The 20,341-nt window shown below is 68.1% G+C and carries 16 protein-coding genes; 11 read left to right on the top strand and 5 right to left on the bottom strand.

Annotated features, from left to right (window positions below; all coding sequences use genetic code 11):
- Positions 1 to 156: 156 nt before the first annotated feature.
- Positions 157 to 1,410, bottom strand: coding sequence for a ParB/RepB/Spo0J family partition protein (locus ACIP89_RS35265; RefSeq protein WP_402118493.1), 1,254 nt, complete (start codon positions 1,408 to 1,410; stop codon positions 157 to 159).
- Positions 1,407 to 2,558 carry a ParA family protein gene (locus ACIP89_RS35270; RefSeq protein WP_402118495.1) on the bottom strand — a complete coding sequence of 384 codons (1,152 nt, stop codon included), beginning with the start codon at positions 2,556 to 2,558 and terminating at the stop codon, positions 1,407 to 1,409. The genes ACIP89_RS35265 and ACIP89_RS35270 overlap by 4 nt, the downstream gene beginning before the upstream one ends.
- A 98-nt stretch (positions 2,559 to 2,656) precedes the next feature.
- Between ACIP89_RS35270 and ACIP89_RS35275 the strand changes: the two genes are divergently transcribed.
- Together ACIP89_RS35275 and ACIP89_RS35280 are read left to right on the top strand one after the other, a co-directional pair.
- Positions 2,657 to 3,601 carry a hypothetical protein gene (locus ACIP89_RS35275; protein ID WP_402118498.1) on the top strand — a complete coding sequence of 315 codons (945 nt, stop codon included), beginning with the start codon at positions 2,657 to 2,659 and terminating at the stop codon, positions 3,599 to 3,601.
- Positions 3,601 to 4,632 (top strand): restriction endonuclease, encoded by a 1,032-nt coding sequence (locus ACIP89_RS35280; protein WP_402118500.1) that lies wholly within the window; start codon positions 3,601 to 3,603, stop codon positions 4,630 to 4,632. Before ACIP89_RS35275 ends, ACIP89_RS35280 begins: the two co-directional genes overlap by 1 nt.
- 116 nt (positions 4,633 to 4,748) lie before the next feature.
- Here the strand turns inward: ACIP89_RS35280 and ACIP89_RS35285 are convergent, their stop codons facing one another.
- Together ACIP89_RS35285 and ACIP89_RS35290 are read right to left on the bottom strand one after the other, a co-directional pair.
- Positions 4,749 to 5,054, bottom strand: a complete 306-nt coding sequence (locus ACIP89_RS35285; protein ID WP_402118501.1) for a hypothetical protein — start codon at positions 5,052 to 5,054, stop codon at positions 4,749 to 4,751.
- A 220-nt stretch (positions 5,055 to 5,274) separates the two neighbouring features.
- A complete protein-coding gene (locus ACIP89_RS35290) occupies positions 5,275 to 5,475 on the bottom strand; it encodes a hypothetical protein (RefSeq protein ID WP_402118504.1) in 201 nt (66 codons plus the stop codon).
- A gap of 159 nt (positions 5,476 to 5,634) precedes the next feature.
- Between ACIP89_RS35290 and mobF the strand changes: the two genes are divergently transcribed.
- Both mobF and ACIP89_RS35300 read left to right on the top strand, forming a co-directional pair.
- Entirely contained in the window at positions 5,635 to 7,449 is a 1,815-nt protein-coding gene (gene mobF / locus ACIP89_RS35295; RefSeq protein ID WP_402118505.1) for a MobF family relaxase, read from the top strand.
- A complete protein-coding gene (locus ACIP89_RS35300; RefSeq protein WP_402118508.1) occupies positions 7,446 to 7,793 on the top strand; it encodes a hypothetical protein in 348 nt (115 codons plus the stop codon). Before mobF ends, ACIP89_RS35300 begins: the two co-directional genes overlap by 4 nt.
- A gap of 537 nt (positions 7,794 to 8,330) precedes the next feature.
- Here the strand turns inward: ACIP89_RS35300 and ACIP89_RS35305 are convergent.
- Positions 8,331 to 8,672 (bottom strand): hypothetical protein, encoded by a 342-nt coding sequence (locus ACIP89_RS35305; protein WP_402118510.1) that lies wholly within the window; start codon positions 8,670 to 8,672, stop codon positions 8,331 to 8,333.
- 345 nt (positions 8,673 to 9,017) lie between these two features.
- Between ACIP89_RS35305 and ACIP89_RS35310 the strand changes: the two genes are divergently transcribed.
- The 7 genes from ACIP89_RS35310 to ACIP89_RS35340 all read left to right on the top strand — a co-directional run bounded on the left by ACIP89_RS35310 (position 9,018) and on the right by ACIP89_RS35340 (position 20,271).
- Positions 9,018 to 9,299 (top strand): hypothetical protein, encoded by a 282-nt coding sequence (locus ACIP89_RS35310; protein WP_402118513.1) that lies wholly within the window; start codon positions 9,018 to 9,020, stop codon positions 9,297 to 9,299.
- A 534-nt stretch (positions 9,300 to 9,833) separates the two neighbouring features.
- Complete coding sequence (locus ACIP89_RS35315; protein WP_402118516.1) at positions 9,834 to 11,045, top strand: hypothetical protein; 1,212 nt, start codon at positions 9,834 to 9,836, stop codon at positions 11,043 to 11,045.
- A gap of 141 nt (positions 11,046 to 11,186) precedes the next feature.
- Positions 11,187 to 11,819, top strand: a complete 633-nt coding sequence (locus ACIP89_RS35320; RefSeq protein WP_402118518.1) for a DUF402 domain-containing protein — start codon at positions 11,187 to 11,189, stop codon at positions 11,817 to 11,819.
- Positions 11,820 to 12,252: 433 nt separating this feature from the next.
- Positions 12,253 to 15,312, top strand: a complete 3,060-nt coding sequence (locus ACIP89_RS35325) for a TnsA-like heteromeric transposase endonuclease subunit (protein ID WP_402118520.1) — start codon at positions 12,253 to 12,255, stop codon at positions 15,310 to 15,312.
- Positions 15,313 to 15,383: 71 nt separating this feature from the next.
- Entirely contained in the window at positions 15,384 to 16,448 is a 1,065-nt protein-coding gene (locus ACIP89_RS35330) for a TniB family NTP-binding protein (RefSeq protein WP_402118522.1), read from the top strand.
- Complete coding sequence (locus tag ACIP89_RS35335) at positions 16,445 to 19,456, top strand: LysR family transcriptional regulator (RefSeq protein ID WP_402118524.1); 3,012 nt, start codon at positions 16,445 to 16,447, stop codon at positions 19,454 to 19,456. Before ACIP89_RS35330 ends, ACIP89_RS35335 begins: the two co-directional genes overlap by 4 nt.
- 524 nt (positions 19,457 to 19,980) lie before the next feature.
- Positions 19,981 to 20,271, top strand: coding sequence for a hypothetical protein (locus ACIP89_RS35340; RefSeq protein WP_402118527.1), 291 nt, complete (start codon positions 19,981 to 19,983; stop codon positions 20,269 to 20,271).
- The last annotated feature ends 70 nt before the right edge of the window (positions 20,272 to 20,341 follow it).

The following is a 20,341-nucleotide window of genomic DNA, read 5'->3' on the forward strand; positions in this document are numbered from 1 at the left end:
GGCGCCGTGACGCCCACCTTGAAGGCCCGTTCCCTGCCGCAAAAGCTGCGGCGGGGAACGGGCCTTTCTGTGTTTCTATGCAAGCTGGCGATCCGATGTCGGTCCAGCCCGAGGCCTCGTGGGTTGTTGTCCGCGGACAACAACCCACGAGGCGATTCATCCTTGCTTCACCGCGCCGGGGAGGGCATCGAGTGCAGTACGGAGCTGCTCACGGATGGCGTTGACCAGGTGATTTGCTCGCGTCTCGTCTACGCCAGCGGCCTCTCGGTGAAGATCAGAGAGGTATTGGAGGTTGGCGGTAAGTTCGGCTACATCCGCCGCGTGTGCCTCCAGCGCGTCCAGCGCTGTGCGAGGAATTTCGGGTCGGGCGGCACCACCAGGCTGTGGAAGGCTCTCACCCTGAGCCACTCGCGGCTCGCTGTCCACAGGACCGGATGGTCCCGGGACTTTGTTGTCCGCGGACAACAAAGCAGCAGCCCTCTTCGCCGGGGGAGTGTCTCCCTGAAGCTCCGTGCTCCGAGCGGACGACTTGTTGTCCGCGGACAACAAACTCCTCGGTTCCTCGGAGGCGGGTGACTTGTTGTCCGCGGACAACAAATTCGCTGGGGCGTTCTGTTGGAGCGCTTGACGCCCCACCTCGATGAGGTGCTGCTGTTCCTGACGTTGCCGGTCGGCCGACTCCCTGACGGACGCGAGATGATCGAGAAGGCCTTCCGCGTTCAGGTCGGGGTGGTCCTTCAGATGACGGGCCAACATGCGGCCGTCGCGTTCAGAGACGGCACCGGAGCTCAGCTGGGTCTGCACCTCGTCAGGGAGCGTCAGGAGGGCGAGCTGATTGGTCACCCAGGACCGGTCGCGCCCCAGACGTTCCGCCGCGCGGCTGCGAGCCCCACGGTCTCCTTCTTCCTCCTCGCAGACGCTGACGAGTTGCTTCACGCCGCGGGCCCGTTCGATGACGTCGAAGTCCTCGCGGTCCAGGTTCTCCGCGAGGAGGTGGTCGACGAAATCCGCCCGGGAGGACGCCAGGTCATCGCGTACGACGAAGTCGAGCTGCTTGAGGCCGATGTGTAGAGCGCTGCGGTACCGGCGCTCTCCGTTGACAAGTACGTGCGAGCACTCCGGCCCGATGGTCTTCTCGTGGTTCGGCCACAGAGCGAGGTAGGCGTCGCGGCTCACCGCCACGCAGGCGGCGAGCTGAACCTCCCGCAGCTCCTCTCCGAACCGCGCCTTCTCCTGATCCGTGCCGAAGTTACGGCGGGGATTGAGTGGCGTAGGGGAGACCGCCGCCAGGTCGAGCCTCACCAGCTCGTAGGTGGGAATGGTCCCTTCGGTGACGGCCTTGGCCCGGCCGCGCTGACTGCGCCGCCGGCCGATCGAGGAGCTCTGCCCGACCTTGTCAGCGACGCTCATGCCTTGATCCTCTTCGCGATCGACCGCAGGACCTGAGCCTGCTCACAGTCAGGCTCGTAGGCCAGCAGCGGCTTCTTGTGCCGTACGGCCTCGCGCTGCTCCTTCAGCTCCGGAACGACGCCGAGCACGGGTTCATCCATGTTCTGCCAGGACTCAAGGGAAGAGGTGGCGATGTACCCATTGCGCGCGTCGTACAGGTTCACGACGAAGCCGACCGTCGCGATGTCCACCTTCAGGTCCTCGCACAGATCGTCCACCTGGTCGGCGAGCATGTCGTAGGCGTCTCCGGAGGAGTCCTCGGCCTGGACCGGGACCACGAGCCCGGATTGCCCCTCTTCCTCGTCCTTGCGGGTCCGCCCGTAGTACAAGGCGGTGTCCATGGTGTAGCCCAGGCTCGGGGGGCAGTCGATGATGATGAAGTCGAAGTCCTGTTCCACCTCGTTCAGGACCCGTTCCAGCGCAGTCTCCTTGATACGGACCGCGCGCGTGGTGGCCAGCTTCGCGTCCAGGAGGAAGGCGTCCTTGCACGACGGCAGGAGCCACAGTCGGCCCTCGAAATCGCCCCCCTCTATGGGGACGAAGAGATCCCTCACCAGCCCCCCGGTCTCGGCGAGCATGTGCTTGGCGAGGCTGGCAGCTTCGACTTCCAGCATCTCGTAGCCGAGCTGCCGGGTGAGATGCCCTTGCGGGTCGAAGTCGACCAGCAGCGTCCGCTGCCCCATCTCCGCGAGAGCCTGCGCTACCCCGGCCGACACCGACGTCTTTCCGACCCCGCCCTTCTGGTTACCGAAGACGATCCGCCGCGCCCCGGTCGTACGAGGAGCCGCCGGACGGGGCGAAGGGTGTGAATCCAACCAGTGCCGGATCGACTGCGCCACGCCCTGGTTGTAGGAGTGCTTACGGGCTGCGCTGGCAGCTTTGAGCCGCCCGTAGAGACCGGTCGGCAAGTAGGTCGAGAAGGAGGCGCCACCGCTGGTATCGACGGCGGGGTGACTGTCCAGTTCGATCCAGGCGGATACGCCAGCAGTCACGGCGTCCTGGATGTCTTCGCTCAACTCGGCCGCGCGTACCTTCAGCTCGCGGCGCAGAGCAGCTGGCAGCTTCGCTACTACCTTTTCCCGATCGTCGGGATCATATGGGGCGGTCATGGCGCTACCTTAGTACCGCCTGGCGTTGAAGGGCTGCAGGCCTCGCGGTGGGATCGAGCCCGGAGCTATATGTCAGAGGTGCTGTGTACTCTCGCGCGGTGATCATCGACCGAAATGCGGGCGTTACCCCGAACCGTTACGAAACCTCATCGCTGCGCAGAGCGATCGGCAAGCGGCTGGGGCGCGCTGACCGCGATGATGTCCTCTCGTCGTTCATCTGGGTGGCTGAAGTGCGACTAGCGGAAGAGCTGACAGCGAACTGGCGCGATTTCTGTGACCAGTTGAGCCGCGAGATGAACGATGCGAATGCACGAAAAGCCAGGCTGTCGTGGCAGTTCGACGACGACCAAGTGGCCGATCGTTGCCAGACCTACGCCTCAAAGGTGGCCGACAAGCTATCTGACGAGCACTTCGAGGCGCAGCAGGCTCTACAGCAATGCCACGACATAGCAAGGGAGATCGGCGGCCGTCTGGGTTTGAAGGCGGACAGAAGAGACGCACATCAGGACGACACGCAGCTCTCTCTTGGCATCTTCCATGCCCAGCTGGCAGCCGCTCAGGCGCGCGTGGAGAAGATAATGGGTCGGTATCGGCAGAAAACTCACGAGCTGGCCAAGCTGGAGGAGCATCAGAAGCGAGGCGCAGCGACCCCAACACTCACCAAGCTCGACGCCATGACCTCAGATCAGTTCGACGAAGTCATACGGCAGGCGTTTGGGCGCTCAGGGTTCCAAACGACTGACCTCGGCTGCAGGATCACCGAGATCTCTCGTGGCACCGAGAAGGCACTCGTCTACTCCGCTCACGTCCAGCAGCCCGAGCACAAGGAGATCACCAACCTCCGCTCAATGGTCCGCGCACAACGCGCAGCCGAAGCGGCAGGCTTCGACGCCGTGTGGGCGATCACCAATCTGAAGTTCATCTCGCACCCCGCCCATCGTCATATCGAGGAGACGGTTCCGGCCGTGCACCTGATCCAGCGTCCAGAACTGCAGAGATGGATTCAATGGGAAATGCCGCTGTGGAATGGAGAAATCCAGTAGTGCACATCAACTGGCGTACCAACGTCAAATTGCCAGAGTATTGCAACCCTCAACTAAATGAGGCTTTTCAGCGCCATCTCAGCGAGGCGTCGGATGACGACCTCCTCGCCTCCTACCTTCACTGGACGGAAGGCCGGATCGCCCTTGACTGCATAGTCATGGCAGATGAGCTGACGGACTGGCTCCTGTCCGATGTCGAGAAGCTGGACAGGCTCTCGGCCCCGTTCAACTCGCCTTTCGTGAGCGCCTACTTGGATGCCGCAGACGACCTCCGCCACTCCCTCGAACGGGCTGCCGATATTGGTGAAGGGGCCTCACGGAAGGCGAAGGCGACATGGCGGCAACTGTGCCAAAGCACATCTGACGACCTCACAATCCGATACCAGCAGGGTGATCAGACGCATCCTGACCGCTCGGCCGTCGAACTGCTCGGCACCCTGCGGGACCAGATCGTGAAGGCCCAGCGGGACGTACGGAACGCCCTGCTTCGCCACCGGAACGAGATGCATCGTCTGGCCATCCTCGAAAGAGAAATGGCGGCATTCCTCGCCTCCGACGACAGCTTCAGTCTTGACGAGATTCACGGCATGACACCCTACGAATTTGAGCGCATGGTGACCGCCCTTGCCCGACGGGACGGCCTGCACGTCGTCCGAGCCGGCGGCGGCTCACGCGACCTGGGTGCCGATGTCATCGCAATCACAGCTGGCAAGCTCCGCGTCGTCTTCCAATGCAAGCATCGCGTTGCAGGAGCCGGAAAAGTAGGATCCCCCGAAATTCAGACCCTCAACGGGACTGCACGGCCAGAACACCACGCCGACATCGTCGTCGCCGTAACCAATGGGACCTTCACCAAGCCGGCCGCCGACTTCGCGCGCTCCCACGACATCCAACTCCTGGACCGCGTGGATCTGAGGAAATGGGCAACCTGGGGGGACCCCCTCCTGTCAGTTCTCGGACTCATAGACCCCCCGCTCACCGTTGCTCCGGATACACAGCACCGTGAACCGTCGTACGCCCAGGCCGGATGAGGGCCCCATCGGGAACATACGGCGATGCGGCCGCCCACCCGCCCAAGCGCACCATCACTGCCACGTCCTGACCGGTACTGCGCGCGTGCAGGTTCGTACGCCGTCACACTCGCGGGTCATGGCCCGGTGAGAATCTGGTGGGTGCCAATGCGCCGCCAGATGACGTGCGGTGTGCCGGGGCGGACCTCGGTCCCGTATTCGAATGTGGCGCGCCCTGCGGGGCCGGTGCCCATGGACCAGGTCAGCTCGTAGATGCCCGGAGCCCTCTGGACGCGCTTGATGCGGAGGCCGGCGCGGAAGCGTCCTCCGGCGCGCAGGTCCTCGACGAAGGCCGCCACGGTCTGGCGGAACTTGCGGCGTTGTTCCGGGGTGAGGCGGTCCAGGTCGGCGGTGAAGCGCGGCAGGGTCTCGTACGTGGGCACGGCGAACTCCTCCGGGAAGCACGAAGCCCCCGACCGGTGGCCGGGGGCGGTGGTGGCTGCTCGTGTTGAAGGGCGTCGGTGACGTCGCGCGGTCAGGGGTGGTGGGTTGTCGGGGGTGCGGTGCGCTGGTGCGTGCTCGATGACGGTGGAGTCGGTTGGCGTGTGTGTTTGTGGCTGGTGATGCTCGTGTGGTCGGTGCGCAGTAGTCGCACGGCCGCCGTCAGCTCCCGCCGCGGTCGTTCATCAGGTCGTTCCACTTCTGCTCGATGACCGGGTCGTTGGTGCAGCGGGTGCTGTGGGGCAGGTAGCCGATCCGGGTGGGGTACGGCACGCCAGCCGAGCGGACGACGACCTTTGGGCGCCGCGTGAGCGGGCGACGGCACAGCGGGCAGAGGTCTCCGTGAAGCAGGTTCGTGTTCATGCGGCGCACTGTGCACACGGCCGCGGCGTACCGTCGCGGGCTGCTGCGCCGGTCCGCCTGGCGGGCGCTCCGGTAAAGATCTGCTGATGGCCTCCCGCCCGGCGGGAAGGACCCCGGATCACGCTTTTCCGCAGGTCAACGCCGGTGTTTCATGTGCCGGTGATCAGCAAATCGGAGCTCCGCCCGGGTGACGGGGTGCGCTACCTTTTCCGCGGCGTGATGGTCGGCGATGGCCACCGCCCTGCGGGCACGGCGCTGCGCGACGCCCAGGACGAAGCCGGAGTCCCGCCCGGGATCTGGCGGGGCCGGGGCCTGGCCGCGGTCGGCCTCACGGCTGGGGACGTGGTGGGCGAGCGGCAGGCCGAGCTGCTCCTGGGGGAGGGCCGGCACCCGGACGGCGACCGGATCGAGCGCGAGCGCCTGGAGGCGGGCGACGATCCCGCGAAGGCCCGGCGGGCGACCGTGCTGGGCAGGCCCATCGAGCACAACCGGTCGCCGAAGACCGAGAAGGCCAAGGAGCGCAGGCCCTGGCTGGGCATGGACTTCACGTTCCGGCCGCCGCCGACGGCACACATCGCGTGGGCGTTCGGCGATGACGAAATCCGCCGGGTGCTGGAGCTGTGCCAGGACATCTCTGTGGACAAGACGCTGGCGTGGGTGGGGGAGTCGGTCGCGCAGATCCGATGGGGGAGCGACGGCAAGCACCGCAAGCCCATCCGGGATGGGCTGATCGTCGCCGTGTTCCGGCACTACGAGTCCAGAGCCACGGAATCGAGGCCGCTGCTCCACGATCATGCGGTGATCTCGATTCGCGTCCGGCGGCCGGACGAGGCGGGGACGTGGGGGAATCTGTCGGCGGACTCGCTGCTGGCCAACATCGTTGTCGCGGACACCCTGTACCTCCTGTTCTTCATGGAGGAGGTGTCCGCCCGGCTCGGGTGGGCCTGGGAGCCCCGCGAGGTGACACCCGGGCACCGGCCCGTCATGGAAATTGCTGGGATCGACGAGCGGCTCATCGGCTGGCAGTCGACCCGCCGCCAGCAGATCGAGGACGCGCTGTCCGTCCTGGTGGCCGACTACGAAGACGAGCACGGGCATAGGCCGGGGGAGCGGGCCGGGTACGCGCTGGCCTGTAAGGCCGCCGACCGGACGCGCCCCCCGAAGCGCAAGGAGCTGCGGTCGCTGTCCGAGCTGCGGATGCGATGGCGGGAGTCGGCGGTCGCCGCGTTCGGGGCCGACGTCATCGACCGGCTGGCGGAGCGGGCGCGGGCGGCAGCCGCGGCGGTGTGGGCGCGGGTACGGCCGGTGGTCGACATAGTGCTGGCCGCCGTCGATGTCGTCGCCGTGGTGTATGTGATGCGCGGGGCGTTCAAGCGTCACCACCTGCTTGCCGAAGCCCGCCGCTACCTCTCCTACGTCCTGCGCGGCCGACCCCACCAGCCGGGCCTGGCTGAACAGATTGTGCAGACGGCCGTCGACGACTACACCCGATCCGTCGGCCGGGGCCGGATGATGACCGCCGACCTGTCCGCCCTGTACCCGCGCGACACCGACGGCCAGGCCGTGTTGCGCCCGCTGACCTGCAAGCGCACCGCGCCCCCGTACGAGCGGGCTCGCCTCGCCGCCGGCGCTCTGGCCGCCCGGGTCAACGCGGCGCGGCGTGCGGAGCGCCTGGGCTCCCGCCCCCGGTCGTACGGCGTCGCCGTGCCCGCCGCATCGAGGCCGCACCCGCGGCCGTTCCCAACCGGCCTGAAGGCTGGCCGCCTCTTGGAGGCGGGGACCGGCATCGACACGGTGGAGCGGACCCGCCAGACCATGGAAGCCGCCGCCGCGCAGTTGGCCGCCACGATCCAGGACAGCAAGCGGGCACGCGAAGTCGCCCACGGCCCGCGTCCACAGCCCGCCCCGGCCCCGCACACCCAGCAGCCCGGCATCCAGCACACGCCGGGCCGACCCACAGGAGGAGTCGCGTGAGTACCCCGGAAGAACGGCCCGACGCCCAGGACGCCCTTGCCCGCGCCCACGCGGCTCGCGCGAAGATGGCCGCCGCGCTCGATGAGGACCAGGAGCCCGCCCCCGATGAGCCTGCGGGGTGGCAGCCGGTCTGGAAGCGGCCCCGAACGCCGAAGTCGAAGGCGGCGAAGAAGCTTCAGCTGCACAGGCAGCGGCGGCGGCTCCAGGACGCCGGGAAGCGCCGCCTCGCGGCCGGGGAGTCGCGCCGGCCCCGGTCCCGGCAGAGCCGGATCGGCAACGCGGCCGCGCGGCGCGATGCCCGAGCCCTGTCCCGGGTGCGGCACTCCAGTGCCTGGCTGTGGTGACGATGCCGGGCATCGTCCACTGGGTGGAACCCACGATGCTCAGCATCCAGTGGACGATGCCCGGCATCGGATGCAGAGCATCGGGTGGACTCCACCGAGCGGAGAGTGGAGCCCACCCGACGGATTCCACCGGGTGGGCTCCACTCTCGTGTGCACCAGGATGTTCCGCACCGAACCCGGTGCGCGCCTCCCGGATCGGGCGCACCGGCCGACCGCGCACCCCTTGTCCAGCTCTGGGAGGCCGCACGTCTCCCCTTGACCACGTTGGCTACCAGAGCGTTTCCCCTGGACAGAGCCGGTCCTGGCCGCCGATCAGACGGCGGACAAGGGGGTGTGTGATATAGGAGTCCGCCTCGCCTGCGGGCCGGCGAACGAGGACGTGGTGCGCGCACTTGATACGCGCGGCGCGCGCACCGCACCGCACCGTTCGGAGAAGTGCGCACCCGGTGCGCGCGAGCGCGGTCCACGGTGCGCACCGTGCGCGCACCTCCCGCCGGTGGTGCGCGCACGATGCGCACCACCGGCGTCCTCGGTGCGCTACGCGATGGTCAAGCGCACCGCGTGCGCATCGGCCGGTGCGGGGTGCGCTTCCATCGCCTGGCCCAGGGCGACGGCATTGAGCTGGTGCAGGATGTCGGCGACGTTCTCGTGGTTCTCGGTGAGGATCTGCGTGGCGAAGCGGATGAGGGCGAGGGCGATGCCCGGGGCCGCGTCGGCGCCGGCCTGCTCGTGCCAGGACCGCAGGGTGGCCAGGAAGCAGAGCCCCAGCTCGAACAGCGCGAACGAGTCGTCGCACGGCACGTCCTCCTGCTCCTGGTGCGACAGGTTGGTGACCGGGATGACGACGCGTTCCGCGACCTGTACGAGCAGCGCGGCCATCTGCGGCTCGGCGCCGGCGAACTCGGCAGCGGCCTCTGTGTCGTCGGCCTCGATCGCCCGGAGGTAGTTGAGGCGCTCATCACCGCGTGCGGGGTCATCGGGGCGAGCGGCATGGTGGTCTCGGGCATTGGTGGCTCCTCATCGACGGGCCGCTACGCTGATCGCGGCGGGCCTCAAGAGGAGCCTCTAATCGCGGCCCTGTGGACAGAGTCCGGCCGCTGAGGACGGAGAAGTCTCCCCCCGTTGGTTGTGCCGTTGAGCGGTAGTTGGCGGATTTGAGCGATAGTTGGCGAGCTTGCCGTTGCAGTACTCGCTGAGGCAGTCGTGTGATCTTTTGGAGGAGTCATGGACTTGCTCGCGGTCCTCGATGAGACGGTGGCCGCTTTCAAAACTCCTCTGGGCGAGGACGACCGGGAGCAGGGCTGGACCGATGAGCTCCGCAGACAGGTCCAGGAAGAGATTTCCATGAGCCGGTCAGTCCTTCGCCGCCACGGAGCTCACATGGTGCGGTACCTGCGTCCGCGCCTGGACGAGTGGATCGAGAGGGAAGGGATACGGCCGGGACGGCTTCAGCGCCTGGTGGCAGACGTGCAGCGGCGACTCGTCGAAGCGCTCAGTGCGGCGTGAGGCGCCCCGCTGAACTGTCGACTCGAAGCAGGCGCTCCGGTAGAGGATCCGCCAACTACTGGGCAACGCATCCGCCAACTAGAAATCAACGCACCGCCTCGAACTGCGCTCATTCTCAGTAGCCTCGGCAATCACCGATCAAAGTCACAGTTGATCACGATGCGGTTACGACGGGCAGGTTTTCCGAGGTCGGCGTCACAAACTCGCCGCGGACGACACCTGTAGTAGGTGAATGGCGGGATAGGCCCGCCCCACCTCCAGGAGCACCCTGTGGCGAGCACCGCCGACAGCCCCGAGAACCCCCTTGTCCAGGTCGAAGAGGCCCCCTCCGTAAACCCCTCCATCACCCCCTCCGCGCCGCGTCGCCAAGGACCGGGCGTTTCCGCAGGTCAGGCCCGGCGTAAGGGGGGTCGCCGCAGGTCCGACAACCCTCTAGTCCAACGGAGTCCCCAGCACAGGAGGACTTCGACCGAACCTCGACGCCGGGAACTGCTGCAAGCGCTGGGAATCTTCCAGAGGGCTACGCCCGACCAGTTGTGGAAGCTGACCCGGCCGGACAACCAGCACGACAAGCTCGTACGGGACAACCTCCTGGATCTGGAGGAGCACCACCTGGTGAGGATCGAAACGGTCCGGGACGACCAGCGGCAGGTGTGGGTGCTGACGAAGCGAGGCCACGGCGAGGCGAAGAAGCTGCTGGAGCCGAAGGGCATACGGATGTCGGTGCTGCGCGAGAAGAAGTACGACCCGGTGACCGGGAAGCTGCTCGGTACCAGTTACGACGACCACGCCGCGGCGGTCACCTCGACGGCCGCCGAACTCCACCGGGCCGGGATCGGTCACCGGCTCGGCTTCCAGACGGAGATCGGTCACCGGCTCGGCAGTAACTTCGTGCAGCGGGCGGACCTGGTGGTGCGGGCGCCGGAGGCCGGGGTACCGGTGCTGCTGCTGGAGATCGACCGCCGCAGCGAGGACGCGCACGACCTGGTGGTCAAGCTGCGCCGGTACTGGGAGTGGGGCCGGCTGCTGCCGAAGGACACGGCCAAGCGCACCGTGGACCTGGTCCGCTCGCGGCCGGACGCGATCGAGCACGTCGACCACGACAAGCGGCTGTGGCGCCGCTTCTACCCGCCGACCGGCCGGGAGGGCCTGGTGCCCGTCGCGTTCGTCTTCGCGGACACCACCGAGGCGAAGGTCGACAACACGGTCGCCGTGCTGGAGGAGGCCGGCCGCCGCTACTGGGCGCCGCGCCGGTACGACTCCCTCTACGAGAAGGCGGTCACCGCGCGGGACTACCGCCAGGCGGTGCCTGTCGTCGTCACCACCCTGGAGCAGCTTCAGGAGCACGGCGCCGACGCGGCGGTGTGGCGGCGGCTGGGGCGCACGGAGGAGCAGACGCTGACGGCCGCGCTCGACAATCCCGACGGTGACGTCCTCTACCGCGCCCAGGAGTCCCGCGCCGAAGCGGCGGACAAGCAGCGCCGTGCCGCTGAGCGGGAGGCGGAGCGCCCGGTGTGCACGCGGTGCGGGCGGAAGTTCACGGACGAACGCTGGGAGGAGATTACCGTGCACCGGAGCGCCGTACGGGCCGGGGACAAGTCCGTGTGCGGCCCGTGCCGAGCCGACGACATCGCCCGCGAGAAAGCTGCCGCCGAAGCGACCCGCCTCCGAGCCGTCGCACCGCCGGAGCCGGAGGACGACCCCGAGCCGGAGAGGGGCCGCGGCTGGTTCCGCCGGTGGACCTGACCCGGGCAAGCCCAAGGGGAGCCAGGGCAAGCCGTCCCGGCCGGGCCGGGCTTGAGAGCGGCTTGCCCCGCCCCACTCTCGCGCGCTGAGGTGGTGGCCGCGTGGCCGGATATCCCGGCCGGGTTCGCGAGGGAGGCACTGGTGAAGATCTTCACGACGGGGGAGACGGTCGTGCGGCGCGATGTGCACCGCAGCGGCCGGGTGTGGAGCGAGCAGGCGCTTCGGGTGGTCGCCGACACCGGCGAGGCGCTGGTGACCGCGTGTGCGCCCGGCGCTCAAGCGCGGTGGCCGGCCCTGTACGCCAAGGCCCGCGACGAGGGCGACCGTACGGTGCGCATCGAGGCGTTCGAGGCGATGGCGGCGGGGGAGTGGGAGCTCGAGCCCGGGGTGTGGCAGGAGACGGAGCTGCTGCTGTGGAAGCCGCCGGCGGCGTGGTTCAGCGTCAACGCGTTCTTCACCGCGGGCGGGCTGAGGAACTGGTACGTCAACTTTGAGCACCCCACCCGCCGTACCGAGACCGGGTTCGACACGCTCGATCTGACCGTCGACCTCGTCATCGATCCCGACCTCAGCAGCTGGCGGTGGAAGGACGAAGACGAGTACGCCCACGTTCGGCGGCTGGGCATCGTGACCGACACCGAGCACCAGGCGGTGGACCTCGCCCGCGCCCAGGTCCTCGCGATGATCGAGGAGCGCACCGGCCCGTTCGCGGACGCCGACCGGTGGGCGGCCTGGCGCTGGGAGCCGGCCTGGCCCGCGCCGCGCTTGTCCTGAGAGGCGATGAAGCCCGGCAGAGAAGCGACCGCGCCGACGGCCGGGGCGTGGCAGGCTCTGCGGCGGGGGCGAAGGCCGCCCGGACAGGGGGATGTTGGTGGAGAGCTTTTTCGAGCGGGTGGGGCGCGTCTGGCCGGTGGGCCGCCGGGACCTGCACTGGCACATCCTGCCGACGCAGGAGGAGGCCGCTGCTCTTGCTGCCCCGTACGACGTGTAGGTTCGCATTTCGGATGTCCCTTTCTCGTTGACCGTGGCCCTTGTCCGGCCCAAAGGACGTCGCGATGAGACGAACTCCTGTCTGATCGTTCACTCGTCGTAGTGCTGATCCCGGCCTCGATCTATGCAGCGGCCTTCTCCAACCTGATCGTGGAGACGTCGCAGCTGATCGAGGCCGGGATTTCTGCTTCCCGCTCTCGCTGCTCGGGGGAGGGCCATGTCGCGTGTGGTTGGTGAAGTCACGATGAGCCTCCGTCTCCTGGACGGGGCGATCAACGAGGACGTGAACTGGCCGACGACAGGTGTTGACGTCTTCGAGCCGTCGCTGCCGTGGCGTACGTTCCGGTGGTGGGACGGGCAGAAGCACTACTCCGGCACGCATTGGTCTTCCACCATGCGCGACCACGTCGTGTACGAGTCTCGCCTTGAGCTGACTCGCCTGCTCTACGCCGACTTCGACCGGGACGTGACGGCCGTCTTCGCCCAGCCGTTCCTGCTTTCCACCACCGTGGATGGTCGCCGGCGCCGTCATGTGCCCGACTTCCTGGTGCTACGCGAGAAGGGCGTGCCGGTGGTCGTGGACGTCAAGCCGCGTCACCTGCTCACGCGCCCGAAGGTGAATTTTGCGCTCGGCTGGGCCCGCGAGGTCGTTCTGTCACGTGGCTGGGATTTCGAAGTGTGGTCCGAGCCTCCGGAGGCAGAGTTGGCGAACCTGCGGTTCCTCGCGGGCTACCGCCGCGACTGGCTCTTCGACGAGGAGCTGCTCGCCGAGATCCGCGAGGCGGATCTTCACGGGGCGTCGCTGGGCGATGCGTTTCGAGCCTTTCCGCACCACCCGGACTGGCGGGTGCGGGCCGCCGTACTACGGCTGTTGTGGTGTCAGCACTTCGTCACGGATCTGACGGAAGTCCTTTCCGAACGTCACCTGCTGCGCCAGGGCCCGGCTTCGGTGGTCGGAGCAGGGCGACGCGACCTTCCCCGCCCGGTAGAGGAGACCGATCCCGACGACGAAGAGAGCGAGCAGGTCCACCTGATCCAGAGGGTACGGAAGGGAGGGCATATGAGCGGAGCTGCTGTACGTGTGGGAGTGGGCACGCGGCTGATGTACGACGGTGAAGCCGTCGTGGTGGAGGAGATGTTCGGCTCGGCGGCCGGCAACGAGGTCCTGGTCCGTGACCGGTTGGACCAACGGTTCCGGCTGTCGCTGCGTGAGGTTCTCGCCTCCGGTCGCGCCTCGGTCATCGCGACCGGGCCGGGCCCGGAGGCAGACGACGACCGCGAGACGGCGTCGGTGTTGTTCGCTCAGCTCAGCGAGGAGGAGCTTGCCGAGGTCAGGGAGCGCGCGGCTCACATAAACGAGGTTCTCTACGGCTTCCGTTCAGGCAGTCCCGAACTCCCGGAGGCGGGCGAGCCCCGGCCCCAGTACGAGTCCACCGTGCCCAAGCTTGAGCGGTACGAGGCGAAGGCCACAGAGCTGGGCGTGAGCGTACGCACCATCAAGCGATGGGTCAGGGCCTTCCACACTGACCGGGAGGCCGGGCTCGTGCACGGCGGCCCGGACCGCGGGAGCGGGAACATGGGCGGGCTGGGCCGGGCTGATCCGCGGTGGGTGGAGATGGCCCTGGAGATCATGGCTGAGCACGGCAAGGACTCCAAGCCCACCCGCGCGAAGGTGATCCGCAGCGTCGGCCCGCGCCTAGTGGCCCGGTATGGCGAGGACGAGGTGAAGCTGCCGGGGCGAGCGACGGCGTATCGGTGGCTTGAGGAGCTGGAACGCAGGTTGCCGACGTTCCGGCTGAGCTCGAAACGCAACCGGGACATCGCTGCCCGGCCACCGGGCGCGTACGGGAAGCTGCGGCCCACGAGGCCGGGCGAATACCTGCTGATGGACACCACCCGCCTCGACGTCTTCGCGATGGACCCGATCACGATGAAGTGGGTCCAGGCCGAGCTGACGGTCGCGATGGACTGGTACACGCGGTGCGTCTGCGGGCTCAGGGTGACGCCGGTGTCCACGATGTCCATCGACGTCGCGGCGGTGATGTTCCAGACCTACCGCCCCCGCCCGGCCGGCAAGGACTGGCCAGCGTACGCAGTGTGGCCCGACCACGGCATTCCCCGCACCGTGTTCGTCGAGCGTGAGGCTCTCGAACCCGAAGAAGAGGAAGAAGGGAAGGCGAAGAAGGTCAAGAAGCGCGGCGTCGCGAGCCCGGCGCTGGTGCCGGAAACCATCGTGGTCGACCACGGCAAGCCCTACGTCTCCGAGCACATCACCTCCGTCTGCCAGCGACTCGGTCTGTCGATCCAGCCGGCTCGCCTTCGAACGGGCCGGGATAAAGGACCGATTGAAAGATTTTTCAAGACCCTGCGCGAGGGGCCGCTCGAGGCGCTGCCCGGCTACAAGGGCCCGGATCTGTTCTCGCGGGGCGAGCGGCCGGAGGATCAGGCGTTCTTCTTCCTCCACGAGTTGGAGGCGATCATCAGGGAGTGGGTGGCCTGCGTGTATCACTTGAGGCCGCACAAGGGACTCGCCGATGCGTACGCGCCGGGGGTGCGCCTGTCTCCGGCGAAGATGTTCGAGCACGGCATCGCCCGGGCCGGCTACATCGAGGTGCCCCGGGATCCGGCGCTCGGCTTCGAGTTCCTGAAGACCGAGTGGAAGCCGACCCACCATTACGGCGTCGAGATCCGCAAGTGCCGTTACAACGGCCGGGGCCTGGACGGCTATCGGGGCGAGACCAGCCCGTACACCGGCCCCAAGGCCAAGGGGATGTGGCCCATCCAGGTCGACCCCGACAACATCAACTACATCTACTTCCGCCGTCCGGACACCCGTAGCTGGCACACCCTGGAATGGGAACACGCCCCGGCCCAGAAGTTCCCGATCAGCGAGGGTGCCATCGAGATCGCCCGAAAGGTCGCGGGCGAGAAGTATCCCTATCCCGACGACGAGACCGCGGTCGCGGAACTCCTCGAACGCTGGCACCTGGGCCTCGGCCTGACCATGACGGAGCGGCGCCTGGCTCTGCGCCAGGCCCGTGAACGGTCCGCCTTCGACCTGCCGGACACCGCCGAGGACGACGTGCGCGCGCTGCCGGCCGTCGCCCGGATCCTCACCGCCACCGACGACCCGGACGAGGACAGGACGGCGGAGCCGGCCTCGGACGAGGCCGAGCCGTACGAGGGCCCGGTAGCCGGAGATGACGACGAGGACGACGAACTCGATGGCCCAGACACCGCTGAGGACTTCTACGACGACGCCATGGAGGACGCATAATGCCGCCCGAGAAGCCCGAGAACGCTCACTTGGACAACCTCACGCTCTCGCGGAAGGAAGGCTTGGGAGCGATGGCCACGGCGCCGCCCCGGAAGCGGCCGGAGCTGCTCACCCTCAAGCAGAAGGCGGACCTGGGTGAGGCCGCGCTGCTGGAGTACGAACACGAGCGGTCCGTGTGGCACGCCAACATCGGGCCGCTCGCCACGCCTCAGCTCAAGGCTCTGCAGGAGGACTTGTGGGACATCATCACGAGTAATCAGCAGGACGGCGACAAGGCCAAGGGCTCCGTCGCCGTGGACGCCCATCCCGGGCTCGGCAAGACCACCGCGGTCCTGAACTTCGCGCTGAAGTACCACCGGCAGGTGATCGCGCTGGAGGGAGCGTTCACCGCCGCCGGGCACGAGCGGTGGCCGGTCTGCCGGGTCGGGCTGACCAGCAACATCGGCATGAAGGAGTTCAACCGGTCCTTGCTGGAGTACTACGCGCACCCCGGCCGTAAGACCGGCACCGCCGCGCTCTTCGCACAGCGCGCCCTGGACTGCGTTTTGGAGTGTGAGACGAGGGTCTTGATCATCGACGACCTGCACTTCCTTAAGTGGCAGGACAAAACCGGCACCGAGGTCAGCAACCACTTCAAGTACATCGCGAACGAGTTCCCGGTCACCCTGATCTTCATCGGCGTCGACCTGGCCAACCGTGGCCTGTACTCCGAGGCCCACGCCCGCGGCAACATCACCCTCGCCCAGACGGCACGCCGCACGACGCCGCTGACGATGGAACCCTTCACCGTCAGCACCAACAAGCACCGCGTCGAGTGGCGCAAGCTGCTGCTGGGACTGGAACAGCGGATCGCGCTGTGCGAGGCATACCCCGGCATGCTCGCCGACGACCTGTCCGACTACCTCTACATCCGCAGCAGCGGACACATCGGCTCCCTGATGACGCTCATCAACCGAGGCTGCCAGCGCGCCGCCCGCCTCAACACCGAAGTCCTCGACCAGAAGCTCCTCGACCACGTGAAACTGGACGCGGCGGCGGAGAAGGCCCGTAAGTCCCTCGCGGAGAAGTTCGCCCGCGGGACGATGACGACCAAGCCCCGCCCCCGCAGGGCGAAGCCCACGAAGAAGGACGAGTGAGCCGGGTCCGGACCCTGCCATTGCGGCTTCCCCCGGCCGAGGGCGAGGCTCTGGACTCCTGGTTCGAGGCGTTGTCCGCGCAGCTGAGGGTGCCCATGGGCGAGTTGCTGGTCGCCCTGGGCCTGCGCCGCGAGTTTGAATCCCCGACGGGCTGGGCGCCCTGGATGACGCGTCTGGCGCCACGTCAGGCCGAGCGTATAGCCGTCACGACCGGCGTTGCGCCCGACATCCTGCACGCGATGACGCTGCAGCACTTCGATCAACGAGCTCTCGTCGTCGACCAAGAGCGGCAGCGGGTCAACGGTGCGTTCATGTGGGGCCGCGGCGGCGGCAGCGGATCGCGGTTCTGCCCGGACTGCCTGTGGGAGAACGAAGGACGCTGGTCCCTGACCTGGCGGCTCGGCTGGTCCTTCGCCTGCCTCAGCCACCGTCGCCTGCTCGCGGACTTCTGCCCCAAGTGCGCCTCGCGGCACCGAAAGCGCCCACACCCCAGCCACATCATTCCCCAGCCCGGTCGTTGCGATCACCTCGGCCGGCCGACCGCTACGGCCGCGCGGACTCGGTGCCTGCACCCGCTCGCCGACACCGAGACCATGCGCTTCGACGCCGGGCACCCTGCTCTCCTCGCTCAGCAGACACTGCTGGACGTCATCACCACTGGGGTCGGCGCCTTCGGGGTGTATGCCCATGCCCCGCAGCCCGCCATGGCCGTGCTCGCCGACATGAGGGGGATCGCCCGCCGCGTCCTGATCCGCATGCCCGCGCCCCGCATGAAGCACCTGGTCCCCGAGGAACTCGTGGAGGCCCACTTCCGCGCCCGGGAACACAACAGCACCCTGAGCAGCGCCCAGCGGCGCGCGCCCCTCGATCCCGGCCGTGCGGCCCCCGCCTACGCGGAGACCGCCGCCGCGGGCGCCATCGCCGCCTGGAGCATCCTTGGACAAGCCGACTGCCGCCGGGCCGCTCCCCGCATGAAGGAACTCCTGGACGCCATCGTGGACCGCGGCTACTGGGCCAGCCCCACGGTGACCCGGAACTGGGGCCGCCACAACAGCCCTGTGCTCGAGGCCGTCCATCTCAAGACCATCGCGCCGACCCTGTGGCCCAACTCCGCCCTGCGCTACCGCACCGCGCTGCCCACCCCGTCGCTCCCGACCACCACGCCCTCGCAGCTGACCGCGCGGGCTCGCAAGATCCCCAGCCTCATCTGGCCGTTGTGGGCCGCACGCCTCAACCCCGTCCCGCAGGTCCGCGAGAACCTCGACGCCGCGCTCTCGGCCAGCCTCATGCTGGTGAACAGCCGCCTCGAACTTCCCGACGCGGTCAAGAAGGTCGGCAGCCTCATCACCCAGCCCGCCCTGACGCATGTGCTCCAGGCACTGCGCGACGATGCCCGCTACGAGGGCATCCAACTCGCCCTGATCCAGCTCGCCGCCTATCTCGACAACCACAGGGTTCCGATCGACTACTGCCGTCGGCGGCGCCTGGACTACACCGCGTTGCTGTCCGAGAGCGAGTGGATCGCCCTGTGCCGCCGCACGCTGACCGAGCCCGGAGCCGGCACGCGCTACCAGGTCGCCCGCAGTCACCTGTTCGAGAAGATCAGCGGTCTGCCCCACACGCGGATGCCCGACCCACCGCGTGACAACTCCTCATTCCGTAACAGCCGGGTCCGGTTTCCCTACGTCCTCACGCCGGAGGCGTCCGCCGAGCTCGACCGGATCGGCGAGGTGTTCCTCGACCGCAACCGGCTCGGCAACGAGCCCCTGACCTGGCAGCCGCCTTCCGAATTGCTGGACGGGCTCGCCCTGCCACGGGCCGACCCCGCAGACATCGACCTGGCCGATCTTCACCGCCGCGTCCGTGCCGGACAGACGAGCACCCGGATCGCCGACGAGCTGACCACCGACCTGCGCACTCTGCGCTATGTCCTCGGTCAACATCCTGCACCCGCGACGAAGCCGACCGCGCACTGCGGGGAGCGGGGCCTCAAGGGCCTGCACGCCGCCAGGCAGATGATCTCCAAGGCCCAGCTGGAACGCCTCTACGTGCAGCAGAACATGCCCTTCCTGACGATCCAGCGCGAGACCGGCATCAACCGCAAGGCCCTGGCCGCGCTCGCCGACGAGTACGGCATCCCCCGGCGCCCTCACCGGCCGCGCGGCACTATGGATCAGGCGTGGCTCCATGAGCAGTACGTCGTCAAGCGCCGCACGCTGGATGACATGGGCCAGGAGCGCGGTATGAGCGGATCGGCCGTGTCCGCCCGGCTCCGTGAACACGGCATCGCGACGCGGAACAACCGGCAGCCGAAGACTCCGCGGCAGGAGTTCGCTACGGCCCCGGAAGTGCTGCGGCCCGCCCTGGGCAACTCCTATGCACTGCGCCGGCTGCGCATCTTCATCCAGGTGGTCCGCTACCCCACCCTTACTGAGGCGTGCCAGACACACGGCCTTAACCCGGCCACGCTCACCATGCAGCTCAAGCGCCTGGAGGAGGACCTCGGAGGACCGCTGTTGTTCCGCGCGAGTCGGGGTCGGCAGCTGGAACTCACCCCCTTGGGCCGACAAGTCGTCCAAGCCGTCGAGCACTGGGCACACACCCTGGCTGACCGGCCACGGGAGACCTGGGACCGCGCGACCGTACGCCGCCCGCACAAGAAGAAGCGCAAGCCCAGCCGCCCCGCAGACGCGCCGGGCGTCGACCGCTTCCCCGCCCTTGTGCAGCCTGCCGTGCGCACCTTCGACGGGCGCCGTCGACTCCTGCGGTTCTTGCAGGCCGTGGACTATCCCTCGCTCGCGGCGTACTGCCGCGCCGTGGGCACGTCACCGTCGACGATGACCGTGCACCTGCAGCACCTGGAGCGCGACCTGCGCGGGCAGCTCTTGATCCGTGGCCAGTGCGGGCACCGGATGCGCCTGACCGATTTCGGGAAAGAGGTCCTGGCCGCGGCCCGCCCGGTTGCAAATCTACTCGACGACCAGCATCGCAGCGGCGAGCAGAAGTGAGCGGCACTCACCGCAGGACGGTGTCTGCGTCGCTGGTGTAGTGGGCCGCCGCCCCGGGCACCACCGCCCCCGGACGCTGGATCAACCAGGCCGACCTCGCAGGGGCTGCGGGGGCGTGTGTGGCAGGAGGCGCGCGGTGCGAGAGGCGGAGAGAGAATTGAGGGAGGGAATTCCGACCCCTGTCAAGTAGGGGAATCTCGCCAGCAGGTGTCCCGTGCACGGGTATTTCGGGGTCGGGTGCCATGCGGGGTTCGCCTGCCTAACCAGCGGTGACAGCGGTGACCGCGGTGTGGACTCTTACCTTCCATACTGCGTGTGTGCGCCAACCATGTGGGACGGCGATGACTTTCGCCACGGCATCCAGAAAGATCGAAGGCGTCGCAAGCGGGGCTCGATCGCGGGTGGTCGGCCGTGAAGGTGAACGGCTCGGCTCACGACGTACGCCCGCCCGAGCCCGGCTTCTCTGCGGCTCACCATCCGTCGTTGCTGCCCGTCCCTCGGTACCCGGGGGAAGAGGAGGACACATGTCACAGCAAGTCGTCGAGTACTCCGCCGACCAGATCGCCGAGGCCGGCAAGGCCGCCGGCGCGATGGAGGCGCTCATCCAGCGCCTCAGCCAGGACGAGGACTTCGCGGTCCACCTGGCCAACAATCCGCGCGAGGCTCTCGAAGCGTCGGGCATGTTGATGGAGAAGGAGGCTGTCCAGGCGCTCATGGCGACCGACCCGGAGCGCTTCGACAAACTCTGCGAGTCGCTGTTCGACCTCGTCGACTCCGACTTCCTGCACGCGATGACGGCGCCCTCCTGCGGCTGAGCGGACCGCCGGCGCCCGGGGGAGGCACGTAGCGCTGCGCTGATTGCCCCTTCCCGCAGGCGCCGTGAGC

This window comes from Streptomyces sp. NPDC088730, assembly GCF_044751215.1.
Taxonomy (GTDB): Bacteria; Actinomycetota; Actinomycetes; order Streptomycetales; family Streptomycetaceae; genus Streptomyces.